Origin of the sequence: Allobosea sp. 117 (assembly GCF_000702305.1) — a bacterium.
Lineage (GTDB): Bacteria > Pseudomonadota > Alphaproteobacteria > Rhizobiales > Xanthobacteraceae > Ancylobacter.
Genome location: NZ_JNLC01000014.1, coordinates 118,840 through 134,789 on the forward strand (window position 1 = coordinate 118,840; position 15,950 = coordinate 134,789).

General features: G+C 67.6%; 18 protein-coding genes. 4 read left to right on the forward strand and 14 right to left on the reverse strand.

Features of this window, described 5'->3' with window-relative positions:
• Positions 1 to 4: 4 nt before the first annotated feature.
• Both exbB and U742_RS0113685 read right to left on the reverse strand, forming a co-directional pair.
• Positions 5 to 1,030, reverse strand: coding sequence for a tonB-system energizer ExbB (gene exbB, locus U742_RS0113680; RefSeq protein WP_029353924.1), 1,026 nt, complete (start codon positions 1,028 to 1,030; stop codon positions 5 to 7).
• A 209-nt stretch (positions 1,031 to 1,239) separates the two neighbouring features.
• Positions 1,240 to 2,688: an FAD-binding oxidoreductase gene (locus U742_RS0113685; protein WP_029353925.1), complete on the reverse strand. Its 1,449-nt coding sequence runs from the start codon at positions 2,686 to 2,688 to the stop codon at positions 1,240 to 1,242.
• 174 nt (positions 2,689 to 2,862) lie between these two features.
• On the opposite strand from U742_RS0113685, the gene U742_RS0113690 reads away from it, so the two are divergent.
• Genes U742_RS0113690 through U742_RS0113700 form a run of 3 tightly spaced genes read left to right on the forward strand, consistent with a single transcriptional unit; the run spans position 2,863 to position 6,359 of the window.
• The gene (locus tag U742_RS0113690; RefSeq protein WP_029353926.1) at positions 2,863 to 4,671 is read left to right on the forward strand and encodes an ABC-F family ATP-binding cassette domain-containing protein; all 1,809 of its coding nucleotides are present in this window, start codon (positions 2,863 to 2,865) and stop codon (positions 4,669 to 4,671) included.
• On the forward strand, positions 4,668 to 5,486 hold the full coding sequence (locus U742_RS0113695) for a TrmH family RNA methyltransferase (RefSeq protein ID WP_029353927.1): 819 nt from the start codon (positions 4,668 to 4,670) through the stop codon (positions 5,484 to 5,486). The genes U742_RS0113690 and U742_RS0113695 overlap by 4 nt, the downstream gene beginning before the upstream one ends.
• A gap of 42 nt (positions 5,487 to 5,528) precedes the next feature.
• The gene (locus U742_RS0113700) at positions 5,529 to 6,359 is read left to right on the forward strand and encodes a quinoprotein dehydrogenase-associated SoxYZ-like carrier (protein WP_248310360.1); all 831 of its coding nucleotides are present in this window, start codon (positions 5,529 to 5,531) and stop codon (positions 6,357 to 6,359) included.
• 197 nt (positions 6,360 to 6,556) lie between these two features.
• Here the strand turns inward: U742_RS0113700 and U742_RS0113705 are convergent, their stop codons facing one another.
• The 12 genes from U742_RS0113705 to U742_RS0113755 form a co-directional block, all read right to left on the reverse strand.
• Positions 6,557 to 6,925, reverse strand: coding sequence for a hypothetical protein (locus U742_RS0113705; RefSeq protein WP_197028256.1), 369 nt, complete (start codon positions 6,923 to 6,925; stop codon positions 6,557 to 6,559).
• Between the two features lie 14 nt (positions 6,926 to 6,939).
• The gene (locus U742_RS0113710) at positions 6,940 to 7,629 is read right to left on the reverse strand and encodes a hypothetical protein (RefSeq protein ID WP_051661169.1); all 690 of its coding nucleotides are present in this window, start codon (positions 7,627 to 7,629) and stop codon (positions 6,940 to 6,942) included.
• Between the two features lie 23 nt (positions 7,630 to 7,652).
• Entirely contained in the window at positions 7,653 to 8,795 is a 1,143-nt protein-coding gene (gene pqqE / locus U742_RS0113715) for a pyrroloquinoline quinone biosynthesis protein PqqE (protein WP_029353934.1), read from the reverse strand.
• Entirely contained in the window at positions 8,792 to 9,073 is a 282-nt protein-coding gene (gene pqqD / locus U742_RS23575; RefSeq protein ID WP_029353936.1) for a pyrroloquinoline quinone biosynthesis peptide chaperone PqqD, read from the reverse strand. The genes pqqE and pqqD overlap by 4 nt, the downstream gene beginning before the upstream one ends.
• The gene (pqqC, locus tag U742_RS0113725) at positions 9,074 to 9,808 is read right to left on the reverse strand and encodes a pyrroloquinoline-quinone synthase PqqC (RefSeq protein ID WP_029353937.1); all 735 of its coding nucleotides are present in this window, start codon (positions 9,806 to 9,808) and stop codon (positions 9,074 to 9,076) included.
• Positions 9,805 to 10,731: a pyrroloquinoline quinone biosynthesis protein PqqB gene (gene pqqB / locus U742_RS0113730; protein ID WP_029353940.1), complete on the reverse strand. Its 927-nt coding sequence runs from the start codon at positions 10,729 to 10,731 to the stop codon at positions 9,805 to 9,807. Before pqqB ends, pqqC begins: the two co-directional genes overlap by 4 nt.
• 46 nt (positions 10,732 to 10,777) lie before the next feature.
• Positions 10,778 to 10,855: a pyrroloquinoline quinone precursor peptide PqqA gene (pqqA, locus tag U742_RS23770; protein ID WP_081853019.1), complete on the reverse strand. Its 78-nt coding sequence runs from the start codon at positions 10,853 to 10,855 to the stop codon at positions 10,778 to 10,780.
• Between the two features lie 192 nt (positions 10,856 to 11,047).
• Entirely contained in the window at positions 11,048 to 11,737 is a 690-nt protein-coding gene (locus U742_RS0113735) for a response regulator transcription factor (RefSeq protein ID WP_029353942.1), read from the reverse strand.
• Entirely contained in the window at positions 11,734 to 13,401 is a 1,668-nt protein-coding gene (locus U742_RS0113740) for a sensor histidine kinase (protein WP_248310361.1), read from the reverse strand. The genes U742_RS0113735 and U742_RS0113740 overlap by 4 nt, the downstream gene beginning before the upstream one ends.
• 133 nt (positions 13,402 to 13,534) lie before the next feature.
• Positions 13,535 to 13,786, reverse strand: a complete 252-nt coding sequence (locus U742_RS0113745) for a hypothetical protein (RefSeq protein ID WP_029353945.1) — start codon at positions 13,784 to 13,786, stop codon at positions 13,535 to 13,537.
• A gap of 57 nt (positions 13,787 to 13,843) precedes the next feature.
• Positions 13,844 to 14,290: a cupredoxin domain-containing protein gene (locus U742_RS0113750; RefSeq protein ID WP_029353946.1), complete on the reverse strand. Its 447-nt coding sequence runs from the start codon at positions 14,288 to 14,290 to the stop codon at positions 13,844 to 13,846.
• A gap of 232 nt (positions 14,291 to 14,522) precedes the next feature.
• Positions 14,523 to 14,672 carry a hypothetical protein gene (locus U742_RS0113755; protein ID WP_248310362.1) on the reverse strand — a complete coding sequence of 50 codons (150 nt, stop codon included), beginning with the start codon at positions 14,670 to 14,672 and terminating at the stop codon, positions 14,523 to 14,525.
• A gap of 615 nt (positions 14,673 to 15,287) precedes the next feature.
• Between U742_RS0113755 and fae the strand changes: the two genes are divergently transcribed.
• Positions 15,288 to 15,794, forward strand: coding sequence for a formaldehyde-activating enzyme (gene fae / locus U742_RS0113760; protein ID WP_029353950.1), 507 nt, complete (start codon positions 15,288 to 15,290; stop codon positions 15,792 to 15,794).
• Positions 15,795 to 15,950: the final 156 nt, after the last annotated feature.

Sequence of the window (15,950 nt, forward strand, 5' to 3'; positions counted from 1 at the left end):
TTCCTCACTCGGCGGCGGCGCGCACCCGCACCGGCGGCGCATAGGGGATCTCCTGCCGGGCGGGCGCCGCATCGCGGCGGTCGAGATCGCGCGAGAGCAGGCGCAGCGTCTCGGCGGAGGCATCCCCGAGCAGGGCGCGATAGCCGGAGACCTGCCGGGTGAAGTGGTTGTAGATCACCACCGCAGGGATCGCGGCGACGAGGCCGATGGCGGTGGCGAGCAGTGCCTCGGCGATGCCGGGCGCCACCACGGCGAGGTTGGTGGTCTGCGCCTTCGAGATGCCAATGAAGGAATTCATGATGCCCCACACCGTGCCGAACAGGCCGACGAAGGGGGCGGTGGCGCCGATGGTGGCGAGCAGGCCGGTGCCGCGGGTGATGCGGCGCCCAGCGCCCGCCTCGATGCGTCCGAGCGAGATGGCGACGCGTTCCTTGATGCCCTCGGCCGGCAGCGGACCGGAGCGTTCGAGCTCGAGATCGGTCACGCGGAGCATCGCGGCCGCCGGACCGCCGGCGCGGGCGAGCGCACGGCGCGCGTCGTCCAGCGTCGTCGAGCCGAGCAAGCTGCGAAGCGCGCCGCGGAGGCGGCGGACGGTGAAGAAGAGTTCCAGCGTCTTGGCCAGCCACACCGTCCAGGTCACCACCGAGGCGAAGGCGAGGCCGATCATCACGGCCTTCACCACCCAGTCGGCGGCCATGAACATGCCCCAGGGCGAGAGGTCGTGCGGCAGCTCGGCATTGGCCACCGGCGCCTCGGCCGAAGCGGGGACTGGCGACGGGGCGACACCAGAATCGACCGGGGAAGATGGCATCTCGACCGGGTGGGCCTGCTGCAGCTCCGCTCCCGGCGCGCCAGGAGAGGGATTGACGCCCTGAGCCGGGGCCGCCTGCACCTGCTGCGGCGAAACCGGCTGTGCCGGAGCGGGTGCCACGCTCTCCTGAGCGGCGAGCGGCGCCGGCACGAGAGCGGCGAACACCGCCAGCGCGGCAAGCAGGCGAGCGGGATGCGAAGCGAACCGACGAAGCGACATTCGGCTATCCGGGTTCGGCCGGCAGCCATATGCCGCGCTCGCGCGCGGTCCCGGAGAGCCGGCCAATAGTCAGGTTTCGCGCTTCCTTAAACCCGCGAGCCACACGCCGACAACATGAAAATACAGAATCCGGGGAATGTAGAATTGTTCAAATGAAATAAATCGCCAGAATCTTCATCTAGTTTTTCATCGTTCCAAACTGGCAACATCTACTCCCTTGCCGCGATGACCTTGCCTGGATTGAGTGTGTCGGCGGGATCGAGCGCCTGTTTCAGGCGCTTCATCAGATCGAGGGCGACCGGATCGGCATAGTGGGCGAGTTCGCCCCGCTTCAGCAGGCCGATACCGTGCTCGGCGGCGATCGACCCGTCCATGTCGGTCACCACGTCGTGAACGATGCGGTTGAAGCGCTCCCACTGGGCGATGTAGTCGGCCTTCGCCATGCCGACCGGCTGGCTGAGGTTGAAATGGATGTTGCCGTCGCCGACATGGCCGAACGGGCATGGCCGGATGCCGGGCAGCGCCGCCTCGACCGCGGCGATCCCCCGCTCCAGGAATTCGGGCACGCGGGAGACCGGCACGGAGACGTCGTGCTTGATCGAGCCGCCCTCGAATTTCTGCGCTTCCGACATGTCCTCGCGCAGCTTCCACAAGGCGTCGGCCTGCGCCTCGCTGGCGGCGATGGTCGCATCCAGCACCTCGCCCGCCTCCATGGCCTCGCCCAGCGCCGCCTCCATCAGCGCGCCGAGATCGAAGGCGCGGGTGGGCGAGGAGAACTCGGCGAGCACGTACCAGGGATAGGTGTCGCCGAGCGGGCGCTGCGTGCCCGGCATATGCTTGAGGACGGTCTCCAGCCCGAAGCTCGCCATCAGCTCGAAGGTGGTCAACGCATCGCCCGCCGTGGCGCGCAGGCGGCTCAGCAGGGCAAGGGCGGCAGCGGGATCGGGTACGCCGGCGAAGGCGGTCGCCCGCTGCACCGGCAGCGGAAAGAGCTTCAGCACAGCGGCGGTGATGATACCGAGCGTGCCTTCCGAACCGAGGAAGAGCTGCTTCAGATCGTAGCCCGCATTGTTCTTGCGCAGGCGCTTCAGCCCGTTCCAGACGCGACCGTCGGCCAGCACCACCTCGAGGCCCAGCACCAGCTCGCGCGCATTGCCATAGCGCAGCACGGCGGTGCCACCGGCGTTGGTTGCGAGGTTGCCGCCGATGCGGCAGGAGCCCTGCGAAGCGATGTGCAGCGGGAACAGGCAGCCGACTTTCTCGGCGGCGCGGTGCACCTCGTCGAGGATGCAGCCGGCCTCCACCGTCATCGTCATGTCGAGCGGATCGACGGAACGCACGCGGTTGAGGCGGGCGAGCGACAGCAGCACCTCGCCGAACGGCATCTGCCCGCCGACCAACCCGGTATTGCCGCCCTGCGGCACGACGGGAACGCCGGCCCCGGCGCAGGCCGCGACCACAAAGGCGACCTCCTCCGTGCTGCCGGGGCAAACCACCGCCGGCGTGCGCCCCTCATAGAGCCCGCGCTCCTCGTGCAGATAGGGCGCCACATCCTGCGGCGCGGTGAGCACGTGCTGGCTGCCGATACGCTGGGCGATGTGGGGGAGAAGGCTGTCGACGGCGGGGGCAGAGGAGGACGGCGCAGTGGAGGACGGCATGGGGAGAAGCCTGTCGCATGGTCACGGATAATGTTGTGCGGGAGCGTGTCGCCCCTCCTCCTTCTCGCACGGCGTCCCGGCCTCCGCCATGGGTCTCTCCGCTCTCCCGGACCTGACCGACCTCCCATACGCGCCCCCTTGCCCGGTCCTCGCTTTGCCCCTATCGGAAGCGCCATGGCGCCCCCTCTCCTTCTCCTGCAGGACATCAGGCTCACCTTCGGCGGCACGCCGCTGCTGGAGGGAGCCGAGCTCTCGGTCGCGGCCGGCGAGCGGGTCGGCCTGGTCGGGCGCAACGGCTCGGGCAAGTCGACCCTGCTCAAGATCGCCGCCGGCCTCGTTCACGCGGATACGGGCACGCGCTTCCTGCAGCCCGGCACGACGGTGCGCTACCTGCCGCAGGAGCCGGACCTCTCGGGCTTTGCGAGCACCCTCGCCTATGTCGAAGCCGGGCTCGGGCCGGGCGACGCCGACTATCGCGCGCGCTATCTGCTCGAACAGCTCGGCCTGACCGGCGAGGAGAGCCCGTCGAGCCTGTCCGGCGGCGAGGCCCGCCGCGCGGCGCTCGCCCGTGCGCTCGCGCCGGAGCCGGACATCCTGCTGCTCGACGAGCCGACCAACCATCTCGACCTGCCGGCCATCGAATGGCTGGAAAGCGAGATCGCCTCCTCGCGCTCGGCGCTCGTTCTGATCAGCCACGACCGGCGCTTCCTCGAGGATCTGACCCGCGCCACCGTCTGGCTCGACCGCGGCCGCACGCGCCGCATGGAGCGCGGCTTCAAATTCTTCGAGGAATGGCGCGATCAGGTGCTGGAGGAAGAGGAGCGCGAGCAGCACAAGCTCGCCCGCCAGATCGTCGCCGAGGAGCACTGGATGCGCTACGGCGTCACCGCCCGGCGCAAGCGCAACATGCGGCGCGTCGGCGAGTTGGCCGAAATGCGAAAAGCATTCCGCGAGCACCGCCGCGCCGTCGGCACGGTGACCATGACCACGGCCGAGGCCGAGGTCTCGGGCAAGCTGGTGGTCGAGGCCGAGGGCGTCTCAAAGTCGTTCGGCGACCGGGCGATCGTGAGGGATTTCTCGATCCGCATCCAGCGCGGCGACCGCATCGGCATCGTCGGTCCGAACGGGGCCGGAAAGACGACGCTGCTGAAGCTGCTCACCGGCGAGCTGGCGCCGGATTCCGGCATCATCAAGCTCGGCACCAATATCGAGATGGCGACGCTCGACCAGCGCCGCGCCGCGCTCGATCCCGAGCGCAGCGTGCGCGACACGCTGACTGACGGGCGCGGTGACCAGGTGTTCATCGGCGGCAATCCGCGCCACGTCATCGGCTACATGAAGGACTTCCTGTTCGCGCCCGAGCAGGCCGGAACGCCGGTCGCCTCGCTCTCCGGCGGCGAGCGCGGGCGGCTGCTGCTGGCCTGCGCGCTGGCGCAGGCCTCCAACCTCATGGTGCTGGACGAGCCGACCAACGACCTCGACCTCGAGACGCTCGACCTTTTGGAAGAGATGATCGACGACTATGCCGGCACGGTGCTGCTGGTCTCCCACGACCGCGACTTCCTCGACCGCACGGTGACGGCGGTGATCGCCTATGAGGGCGAGGGCCGCTGGACCGTCTATGCCGGCGGCTACGAGGACATGGTGGCGCAGCGCGGACGCGGCGTCGAAGCGCGTGCCGGCGCGGTCAGGGTCGCGGCGCCGAAGCCGGTGGCCGAGAAGGCGGCGGAAAGGCCTGCGGCGAAGCGCAAGCTCTCCTTCAAGGAGAAGCATGCGCTGGAGCAGTTGCCGAAGACCATCGCCAAGCTGGAAGCCGAGATCGCGACGCTGGCCGCCAGGATGCAGGCGCCGGACTTCTATTCCCGCGATCCGGCCGGCTTCGCTAAGACCTCCGAGGCGCTGGAGACGGCGCATGCGGCGCTCTCGAAGGCCGAGGAGGAGTGGCTGGAGCTGGAGATGCTGCGCGAGGAACTCGGGGCGTGAGGCTGATCCCCCTCGCCTCGCCTGACGATCCGCGCATCGAGGCCTATCGCGTCATCAAGGAACGCGACCTCGTCGGGCGCGGCGGGCGCTTCGTGGTCGAGGGGCGCACCGTGCTCGACGTCGCGCTGTCGCCGCGCAACCGCTTCCGGCTGGAATCGCTGCTGCTGTCGGAAAGCCGGGTGGCGGCGCTGGGCGGCCTGCTCGCGCAGGCGCCGGACGACCTGCCCGTCTACACCGCCAGCCAAGAGATCCTCGACGGCATCACCGGCTTCCACATCCATCGCGGCCTGCTCGGCATCGGCCTGCGCGGCGCCGAACCCGACATGGGCACGCTGCTCGCCGGCCTGCCGGACAAGGCCGTCGTGGCGGTGCTGCTCGGCATCACCAATCACGACAATGTCGGCGGCATCTTCCGCAACGCGGCGGCCTTCGGGGCGGACGCGGCGCTGCTCGACTTCGCCTCCTGCGATCCGCTCTACCGCAAGGCGATCCGCGTCTCGGTCGGCGGCAGCCTGATCGTGCCCTTCGCGCGGCAGGGCGGCGCCGGCGACGTGCTGGACGCGCTGGAGCGCGCCGGCTTCACGCCGATCGCGCTGAGCCCCGCAGGCACCGAGGTGCTGAGCGAGGTGGTGCGGCCGAAGCGCGTGGCGCTGCTGCTCGGCGCCGAAGGATCCGGCCTCTCCGCCCCCGTGATGGCCCGGGCGCACACAGTGCGCATTCCCATGAAGGGCGATTTCGACTCGCTCAACGTGGCGACGGCGGCGGGCATCGCGCTCCATCATTTGACCTGCGATCCACGCAGCTTTCGCGTATAAATGCCCGGAAGCCGGAAAACCGGCCGATGCCGGGAGGGCATCATGCGCATGATGAACGCCGTGCTTGCCACAACCATCATGGCGGCCGCATTGCTCGCCACTTCCGTCGCCGCCTCCTCGGCGCAGGAGCCGGGCGCGGACGCGACGTGGAACGCGCTGAAGCCGGACGTGTTCGGCGAGCGGCCGGTCACCGAGGCAAGCCCGCTTGTCACGCTCACCGCGCCGGTGCGGGCCGAGGATGCGGCGATGGTGCCGATCGAAGTGGTGGTGGCGCTGCCCTCCGGCGATGCGCGGACGGTGAAGAAGGTCACCCTCATCGTCGACGAGAACCCCGCTCCGGTGGCGGCGACCTTCACCCTCGGCGGCGCACGGCACGACATCACCATCGGCACGCGGCTGCGCGTGAACTCCTACAGCTATGTGCGGGCCATCGCCGAACTCTCCGACGGCGCTCTCGTCATGGCGGCGCGCTATGTGAAAGCCTCGGGCGGCTGCTCGGCGCCGGCGATGAAGGACGAGGAGAACGCGCTGAAGAACATCGGCCAGATGAAGCTTCGCCTCGTCGAGGGCGACCAGAAGGGCGACGCGACGCAGGCCAACCGCCTCGCCCGCGTGCAACTGATGATCCGCCACCCGAACTATTCCGGGCTGCAGATGGACCAGGTGACGCGGCTCTACATCCCGGCGAAGTTCGTCGACCGGATCGAGGTGAAGCAGGGCGACGAAATGGTCTTCACCATGGAAGGCGGCATCTCGCTCAGCGAGGATCCGGCGATCCAGTTCTCCTTCGAGCCGACCGGCCAGCAGATCCACGTCAATGCCGGCGACACCGACGGCCGCAACTTCAAGGGCGACCTGCAGCCGGCGGGGTGAGTGGTCGCCAGCCCGAGCCGTCAGGCGGATGCAAAGAAAGGCTTGGCCAAAAAGCTTTTCCTGGGTCCCGGATCAGCGTTCTGGCTTCGCCGTCACTTGTCCGGGACACGTGGAGCTGTTGTTTCCCGGACAAGCTGCGCGAAGCGCAGCGCCGATCCGGGATCCAGCGAAGACCCTTCGCCTTGCCGCTCAAATCCTCAATAGAAGCAGGTCACTTCCGCTTCCGCCTGGGCGCGGCGAAGGTCGGCGACCATGTCGCGGAACATGCCGGTCGCGCGGAACACCTCGGCCTGCTGGCCACCGACCTGCGTCATGCTGAGGATGGTCTCGGCCTGGACGTATTTGTCGTAGGGCAGGATGGTGGCGATGGTGTCGATCGAGCAGGAGCACTTCTCCAGCGCCTGCCGGCTCTGGCCGTTCGCCGCCATGCAGCCGAACACGTAGTCGGCGCGCGCCACCGTCGGATAGTCGTTGACGAGGCCGGCGGGCGCGGCGTTCTGCGCGAGCGCGCCGGTGGAGGCGAGGCCGAGCACGAGGCCGGCGGCGGCGAACATCTTCACGCGCATTGGGGCGTCTCCCTTCATTTCGCCGCGGCGGGCGCGTTGCTTCCGGCAAGGGTGAGGCGCGTCTCGATCATGTTGGCGCTGCCGTCCGCCTTAGGGGTGGTGACGTTGACGGCGTAGAGCCCGCCGGGCACCTCGTCCGAGAACAGGAACTCGTAGCGGCGCTGCGCGATCTCGAGGAGTTGCACCTTGTTCGGGTCGTTCGCGAAGGGCGTCATGACGAGCTTCCATCCCGTCACGCTGCGCCCGTCATAGTCGAAGCGCGCCTCCTCGACGGTGCCGCCGGCGAGGCCGTCGCGCATGCGGTTGCGGATGTAGAACGGGCTGCCCTTGGTGAGCGCCGCGATCTCCTTGGCCTCGCGCTCCAGCAGTACGAGCACCACGGGGTTGCCGGTCATCACCGGGAACGGCCCGGCCTCGGTCTTGTTATCGCCGCGCCGGATGTCGATGTCGGAGACCCGCTTGGCCGGATCCTCCGGTACCGCGGAGATGGTCAGATCGAGCGTCTCGTCGAAGCTCTCCCCAAGCTTCGCATCGGCCGTGGTGTGCTTGTAGGCATAGGAGATGCGGGTGCCGGGCTGGAGCAGCGCCAGATAGGGCTTGTCGAAGAACAGCTCGGAAGCGGTCGGCAGCGCCGCCAGCGCGGAGGTCGCGGCAGCGACGGCGACAGCCAGCACGATGACGGGACGCAGGAAGGCGATACGCATGAACCAAAGCTCCGTCGCCGCGCTCAGGACGCGCGATCCGGGTTGAGGAAGCGGCGATAGTCGTAATCCTCGACGCCGGCGGCGGCGTCGATTTCCGCCAGCTCGAGCAGATGCCGGTGCAGCGGCGACTTGTGGCAGGCGGGATCGGTGGCCGCGGCGTCCCCGGCGATCGCCATCGCCTGGCAGCGGCAGCCGCCCCAGTCGATCTCCTTGCGCTCGCAGCCTTTGCACAGCTCGGGCATCCAGTCGGTGCCGCGGAAGGCGTTGAAGGCCGGCGAATCCTGCCAGATCTCGCTCAGCGAATGCTCGCGCACGTTCCAGAAGTCCAGATTCGGGATGGTCTCGGCGGCGTGGCAGGGCAGCACCTTGCCCGACGGCGTGACGTTGAGCGACTGGCGGCCCCAGCCATTCATGCAGGGCTTGGGATATTTCGCGTAATAGTCCGGCACCACGGCGTCGATGGTGAGCTTGCCCTTCAGCCGCGCGCGCGCCTCCTCCACCACGTCGAGCGCCTTGAAGACCTGCTCGCGGGTCGGCATCAGCGCGGCGCGGTTGCGCAGCGCCCAGCCGTAATACTGCGCATGGGCGATCTCGACGCGCCGGGCGCCGAGGTCCTGCGCGAGCTGGATGAAATCCGGGATCTGATGGATGTTCGCCCGGTGCACCACCGCATTGATGGTCAGCGGCAGGCCGAGCCGGCGTACCTCGGCGGCGAAGGAGAGCTTGCGCTCGAAGGCACCCTTATAGCCGGAGACGCGCTCGGTCACCGGGCTGTCGGCGCCCTGGAAGGAAAGCTGCACATGATCGACGCCGGCATCCGAGATGGCCTGCAGCCGCTCGGGCGTGACGCCGACGCCGGCAGTGATAAGGTTGGTGTAGAGCCCGACCTCGACGCAGTGGCGGATCATCTCCTCCAGATCGCGCCGCGAGGTCGGCTCGCCGCCGGACAGATGCACCTGCAGCACGCCGAGCCGCGCGGCCTCGGAGAAGACGCGCAGCCAGCTCTCGGTATCGAGTTCGACATTGCGGCGGTCGAGCTCGACGGGGTTCGAGCAATAGGGGCATTGCAGCGGGCAGCGATGCGTCAGCTCCGCCAGCATGCCGTAGGGCGCCGGCACCGGGGGACGGGTGCCGGCGAGTGCTTGCGTATCGGCGTGCACATTCATGATGCGACCTCCACCAGCCCCTTCTCGGACAGGCCGCCGAGAAAGGCGTCGACATCGGTCTCGATGCGTGCGCGGTCGACGGCGAAGGCGCTCGCCAGATCGTCGACGATCGCCGCGATGTCACGCTCGCCATCGACTCGCTTGAGGATCTCCACCGCCACCGGATCGGGATGCAGCACGCGCTCGGGAGCGAGCAGCACCCACTGGCCGCGCGCCTCATCGTGCCGCAGCCGCACGCCGCGGGCGAATTTCGGCACTCCGGTCGCGGCAAGGACCACTTATCCCTCCTTGGGCGCGAAAGCGCCGGGATAGGCCATCTTCGGGTCGACATAGGCGAAATAGAGCGCGTCGAGCTGTACCCACAGCACGTCGCACTTGAATTCCAGCGCGCGGATCGCCGCTTCCTGCTGCTCGGGCGTCTTCGCATGCCGCTTGACGTAGTCGAGCGCGAAATCCGCGTCGCGCGGGGCCTGCGTCAGGCGCTTGTCGAAATAGGCGAGCGTCTCCTTCGAGACGAAATCATAGTTCGCCAGCATGCCGGCGACACGCTCGCCGATGATGCCGGGCGAGAACATCTCCGTGAGGGACGAGGCGATGGCCTCCAGCAGGCTCTTCTCGCGGACGAAATGCACATAGGCGTCGACCGCGAAGCGCGTGGCGGGCAGGAGGCCGCGCAGCGAGGCGACATAGTCGCGATCGAGGCCGAGACCGTCGGTGAGCTTCAGCCAGCGGGCGATGCCGCCCTCACCCTCGTGCTCGCCGTCATGATCGATGATGCGCTGGCGCCAGACGCGACGCAGCTCGGGCTCCTCCATGCGGGCGAGAATGGAGGAATCCTTCACCGGGATCATCGCCTGGTAGTAGTAGCGGTTGAGCGCCCAGGCCTGCACCTGGCCGAAGCTCAGTTCGCCGCCGTGCAGCAGCTTATGGAACGGGTGAAGGCTGTGATAGCGCCGCGCGCCGACGTCGCGCAGGCGGGCTTCGAGTTCCTCGGGCGAAAGCAGCGTGGTCATAGGGTGATCTCCATCCCGTCGCGGGCGATTTCCCAGCCCGCCCGGTCCGTCGCGGCCCGTTCAGTCGAGCCGTCCACCAGAACCGGATTTGTATTGTTGATATGCACGTAGACCTTGCGACCGACCTTGATATCGGACAAGGCGGCCATCGAGCCGTCCTCGCCGACCATCGCCATATGGCCCATGCGCGCGCCGGTCTTGGTGCCGACGCCGGCGCGGACCATCTCGTCGTCGGTGAACAGCGTGCCGTCGAACAGCACCAGATCGGCGCCCTCGAGACGGGCACGCAGCGCATCGGTCATCCGCGCACAGCCCGGAACGAAGAGGACGCGCGCACCGCCGGCCTTCAGCTCAACGCCGATGGTCTGCTCGCCCTCGATGTCGGTCGCAAGTGCGCCATGCTCGGCGATCTCGCCTTGCTCCAGATAGAGCGCGATCTTGCCGGGCACCGGAAAAATCTCCGCGCTCACGCCGTCCACCGGCTCGAAGGTCGAGCCCAGCGTCACCTCGCGGCGCTCCACGACGCCTTCGGCCAGCACGTCGAACACGCTGTTCGCCCTGAGCACCGCATGCACGGCAGGCGTCGCGTTCAACACAAAGGGCTGCATCTCCCGAAGGTTCAGCAGCCCGGCGACATGGTCGATATCGGCGTTGGTCAGCAGCACAGAGGCCACCGGCGTGTGCCGGCGGCCTCCTCGCGGATGCAATGCCGGCACGGCTTGAATCTGCGACAGGATCTCGGGCGCGCAGTTGATGACGGCCCAGCGCTCGCCGTCCGCGCTGACCGCTATGGACGTCTGAGTCCGGCGGCTGACGCGCGGATCACCCTCCCAGGCGAGCGCACAAACCGGGCATCGGCAGTTCCACTGGGGGAAGCCCCCGCCGGCTGCCGAGCCGAGCACCACGAGACGGAGGCGAGACACGCGCTATGGCCTATGAATGCCGTCGCTCAAGCCCCGCCCCTCAACCTCAGAAGTCAGCCGGAAAGTAGGCGTTGACTTCCATGCCGACGCAGACTTCGACGATGCAGGGGGTCGTCCAGGTCATTTTTGCTTCCTCCAGTGAAATGCCCCAGTATAAGTTTCTAAGAAACTTATAAGAAGCATCTTTGCTCTACGGCACCAGATGCCGCAGTAATACTCTGGTGTTCGACACAGGAAACGTCAAGATCAGTTTGATGTTAATCTATGTCGACAATATGCCAAGCGGCAATACTGCACCGCAATATGATCCGACCACTCACGCGGGTACCGGCTCGAACATGAAGCCGCGTCCGCGCACGGTGACGATGAGGCGCCCGCCATCGGGCATCGCCTCGGCCAGCTTGTGGCGCAGATAGCCGACATAGACATCCACCACGTTCAGCGAGGCCCCGCCATGGCCCGCCCAGAGCGCCGAGAAGATGTCGGCGCGGGCCAGCGGCTCGCCGGAATGGCGCATGAGCAGCGCCAGCAGCTCCACCTCGCGCTCGGTGAGGCGCACCCGGGTGTCGCCCGCCTGCGCCTGCCGCGTGTCGAGATCGAGGGTCAGCGGCCCGGCGCTCAGCACGCGCGGCTCGCCCTCCCCGGTGCTGCGGCGCAGGGCCTGCACCTTCACCCGCGCCAGCAGCTCCTCGAATGCGAACGGCTTCACGATGTAGTCATCGGCGCCGGCGAGCAGGCCCTCGGTGCGCTCGTTCACACTGGAACGGGCCGAAAGCATGATGATCGGCGCGGTCTGGCCGGCGGCACGCAGAGCCTTGCACACATCGATGCCGGAGCGGCCGGGCAGCATGACGTCGAGGATGATCGCCTCCAGCGGCTTGCCATTGGCCGCGCGCAAGGCCTGCTCGCCGTCGCCGACGAGCTCCACCTGGTAGCTCTCCGAAGCGAAGCCGCGCCGCAGCAGCGAGCCGATGTCGGCATCGTCCTCGACGATCAATATGGTCATTGCGCAGCCTCCAGAATGAGAGCCGGGGCCAGCGCCGGAAGGCGCAGCGTCACGACGGTGCCCTCCGCCGGAGCATCCCGGCCCGGCCCGCGGTCGCGCGCCGCATCCTCGCGCGTCCGGCTTTCGATACCGATCGTGCCGCCATGAGCTTCGACGATCCATTTCGCAAGCGCGAGACCGATACCAAAACCCGAGCCCTCACGCCCCCCGCCTGCACCGCGCCAGAAGCGCTCGAAGACGTGCGGCAGCTCGTCGCGGGGAATGCCCTCTCCATAGTCCCGCACCGTGATCACCGCCTGGCTCCCCTGCCCGGTAGCCGCGATTCGGATCACGGCTCCAGCCGGGGAATGGCGCACGGCATTGGCGACGAGCCCGTCCAGCACCTGACGCAGCCACTCCCGGTCGGCGTCGACCGCGAGCTCCGGCGGCGGCGCATCGACCTCCAGCGTCATGCCGGCGGCCCGCACCACCGGCAGCACGCTCTCGGCCGCCTCGGCGATCAGATCGGCGACCGGCAGCAGATGCCGGTCGAGCTCGATCTGGCCGGTCTCCGAACGGGCGATCCGCAACAGGTCCTCGACGCGGCGGTGCAGGCGGCGGGCACGCGACTGGATGACCAGCAGGGCCGCCCTCAGGTCGTCCGGCTGCGGCGCGCCCTGGCGGAGCGTCACCTCGGCCTCGCCGAGGATGACGGTGAGCGGCGTGCGCAGCTCATGGCTGACATCGGTGAAGAACCGCCGCCGCGCCTGATCGACATTTTCCAGCCGCTCATTGGCGGCGCGCAGCTCGACCGTGCGCGCGTCGACGATCTCCTTGAGCCGCTGCTGGTCGGCGACGAGGCGCGCCTCGCGGCGGGCGAGATGGGCGGCCATGCGGTTGAAGCGGACCATGGCGAGGCTCAGCTCGTCGTGGCCGGTGACGGTGAGGCGCGTATCCGACCGCCCCTTGGCGATCGCGGCCGCGGCGGTGGCAACCTCCGCCACCCGGTGCACCAGCGAGCGCCCGAGCAGCTGATAAAGAGCGATCGCCGCCAGGAAGACGAAGGCGACGCCGGCAAGGCCCCAATGGACCGCCTGCTCACGCAGGCTGTGGACGGCCGCCTGCGCCGCCTGCGCGGTCACGCGCTCCTCCTCCATCGCGATTCCGAGCGGCGCGCCGAAACCGGCGGCGAAGACGTCGAGCGCCACCCGCACCCCGGCCTGGGGATCGGGAGTGGCCAGCGCTTCGGAAATCTGCCGGTTGAGGCTTTCGAACTGGGCGTTGAGACGCGCCACGGTGCGGCTGCGCGCCGCCATCATGGTGCGCTGCTCCTCGCCGCTGAGCCGCGCGACATCCTCGCCCAGTGCGGTCTCGAAACGCTGGAAGGAGTCGCGGACCCGCTCGCGCGCGCCGTCGAGCCGGTCGCCGTCGAAACCGGGGGCCTGCGTCGCCTGCAAAGTCACGAGCGCATAGTCGCCGACGCGGCCCGACAGGCTGGAGAGCAGCTCCAGCCGCTTCTGCGCGCCGACGAGCCGCTCCACCTGATCGTTGGCCGCCCCCAGCGCCACGACGAGCGCCGCCGAGGCCGCCGCCGTGACGAGCACGGCGATGGCCAGTAGCAGCGCCATGCGCGCGCGCAGGGAAGAGAGATTCAGCCGCACCATGCCGGCGGTGTCCCGGATCATCCGACCGTCGAACCTGGCGAAATGATTTCATGTCCGCGTCGCATGCGCACGCTGCACCGCAACAGAAACGCGGCCGCGCCCGGCGGCCGCTTTCCCGGTTGCAGCGCAGCGAAATGCGCGTGGATCGGCGTCCTCAGCCCTTCACCGCCTTCTTCCCGTCGCTGACGAAATCGAGGCACTCGTCATATTCCTTCTCGCCGAGCTCGCGCTCGGCGCCCTTGAGCGCCTTGTTCAGCTTGTCGAGCGTCACCTTCTGCGGCTTCTTGGCGATCTCCGCCTTCAGCACGGCGATGCCGTCGCTGCATTCCTTCGCCTCGTCGGCGAGCGCGAAGGACGCGCCGGCGCAGAGCGTGGCTCCGGCAAGAAGAAGGGTGGCGAGCTTCATGGCGGTATCCTCCCGATGGATGTTCTTGGTCGTCGATTACTTGTCGGCACGGGCGCTTTATTTGACCGTGATGGTCCCCTTCATGCCCTTCTCCTCCAGCCCCTCGATCCACCAGTCATACTTGCCGGGCCGGATAGTGACGAATTCGAGCGAGATGGTGCCCGCATCGTCGAACTCGATGTGGTGCGGGGGGCCGTAGGGATGGATTTCCAGATGATTGATGACGATCTGGTTCATCCAGATCATGCGGAAGAACTCGGGCGCCATGAACTTGTATTCCTTGCCGCCGTTGGACGTGACGTCCAGGCGGTAGGACTTGCCCGATTCCATCTCGATGTCCTTGACGGACACCACGAAGTCGTTGCCGCTGGTGTCGCCGAGCACGATCTCCGGCAGGTTCTGGCGGCCCTTCACAAGGTCGCCCGCGCTCGCGCCGCCGGCCACGAGCCCGGCACACAGCGTCGCGGCCAGCGCGAGGCCGGCACGCAGTGGCGTCTTCTTCATGCGATCCTCCTGGCGTTGCTTGCGCGCTTGGAAGGAGCGGCGACGAACCGACGCTCCCCCCGCGCGAATTCTTCCGCCGGGAAGCTAGAGACGCCATTGTTTGCTGTCTAGTGAATTGATTCTTATGAATAATTTATGATCGACCGCCCAATGGGCGGCGCGATCATAAATCGGATGGCGGGGAGCCGCGGCGCGGCGAAACCATTCGCCGACGCCGCCACTCGACTGCCGCTCAGATGTCGCGCTCGACGGTGCCGGGACGGCCGCAACGATATTTCGTCACGCGCCACTTCGGATGGGATTCCGACCATTCGGCGATCACCGGCTGGGCGCCCATCATGCACTGGATCGGGAGGGAGACCTGTTCGAGATTGAGGGACAACGCTTCTTCCTTGCAGACGCCCGGCGACGCAACAAGACAGATCGACAGTATAAGCTCCATGGCTGGACCCTTCGGATTTGGACCTGGCTATTCGAGCGTTTTCCCTAGACACCGTCAGAGCAGCAATTTGTATGCCAGATACCAAGTCGCAAGCCCGAGTGACGGAACCGGCGGCCAGCACTCATGCTGCAATGCAACATTCTAAGGGTGCGCAACAAGGGATTGCAATCCCCCGCTATCGGCCCGTCATAGTGAGCGGCTACGCTGCGCTGCGGGCGACGGTCAAAAACTGTGCGGCGGAGACCCGCGGCTGACCAATCGCTCGGCACCGCGGCCGATGCGCGACGGAGTGTCGCGAAAAGTCCCGCCGGTGTGCCGTTCCTCCCGTCCCGTCATGGCCGATGCGTCGAAAACACCCGGGAAAGCAGTATTTTCAACGAAGATTCCCTTGCAGGACGTCGCGATGCGGCACTAGTCTCGCGCCCGTGACGTGTCTGGTCGTGCTATCGGGCCAACCGGTTTGGTGTGTCAAACGCTGCAACAAAGATAGCCGGGACATTCGGAGAGGGCGGATCCCTTCCCTCGATTGATCAACCCCGTATTGGGAGGATTTAGATGGCCAAGATCAACAAGGTTCTGATCGGCGAGTCGCTCGTGGGCGACGGCAACGAAGTAGCCCATATCGACCTGATCATCGGACCGCGCGGCAGCGCGGCGGAAAGTGCTTTCGTCAACGCGCTGACCAACAACAAGGACGGCTTCACCTCGCTTCTCGCGGTGGTGACCCCGAACCTGCTGGCCAAGCCGAACACGATCCTGTTCAACAAGGTCACGATCAAGGACGCCCGCCAGGCGGTGCAGATGTTCGGACCGGCGCAGTACGCGGTCGCCAAGGCGGTCGTGGATTGCGTCGCCGACGGCACCATCCCGGAGGAGGAAGCCGACGACCTGTTCATCTCGGTCGGCGTGTTCATCCACTGGGAAGCGGCGGACGACGCCAAGATCCAGAAGTTCAACTACGAAGCCACCAAGGAAGCCCTCAAGCGCGCCGTCGCCGGCGAGCCGAAGGCCCGCGACGTGATCGCGCAGTCGTCGACCGCCAAGCATCCCTTCGCGGCTTAGATCGGAAGCAACCCTGGGCAGCCAAAAGCTCCGCCCGCGGCCCCGCCGAAGGGCCTGCTCCAGCGGTTGGCGGCGATCTTCCTCGACAAGTAAGGGCGGCGCGTCCGCCCGGGCTTCGCGTAGATCAAGCGGCTCTGCCGCTTCATGACCGCCGAC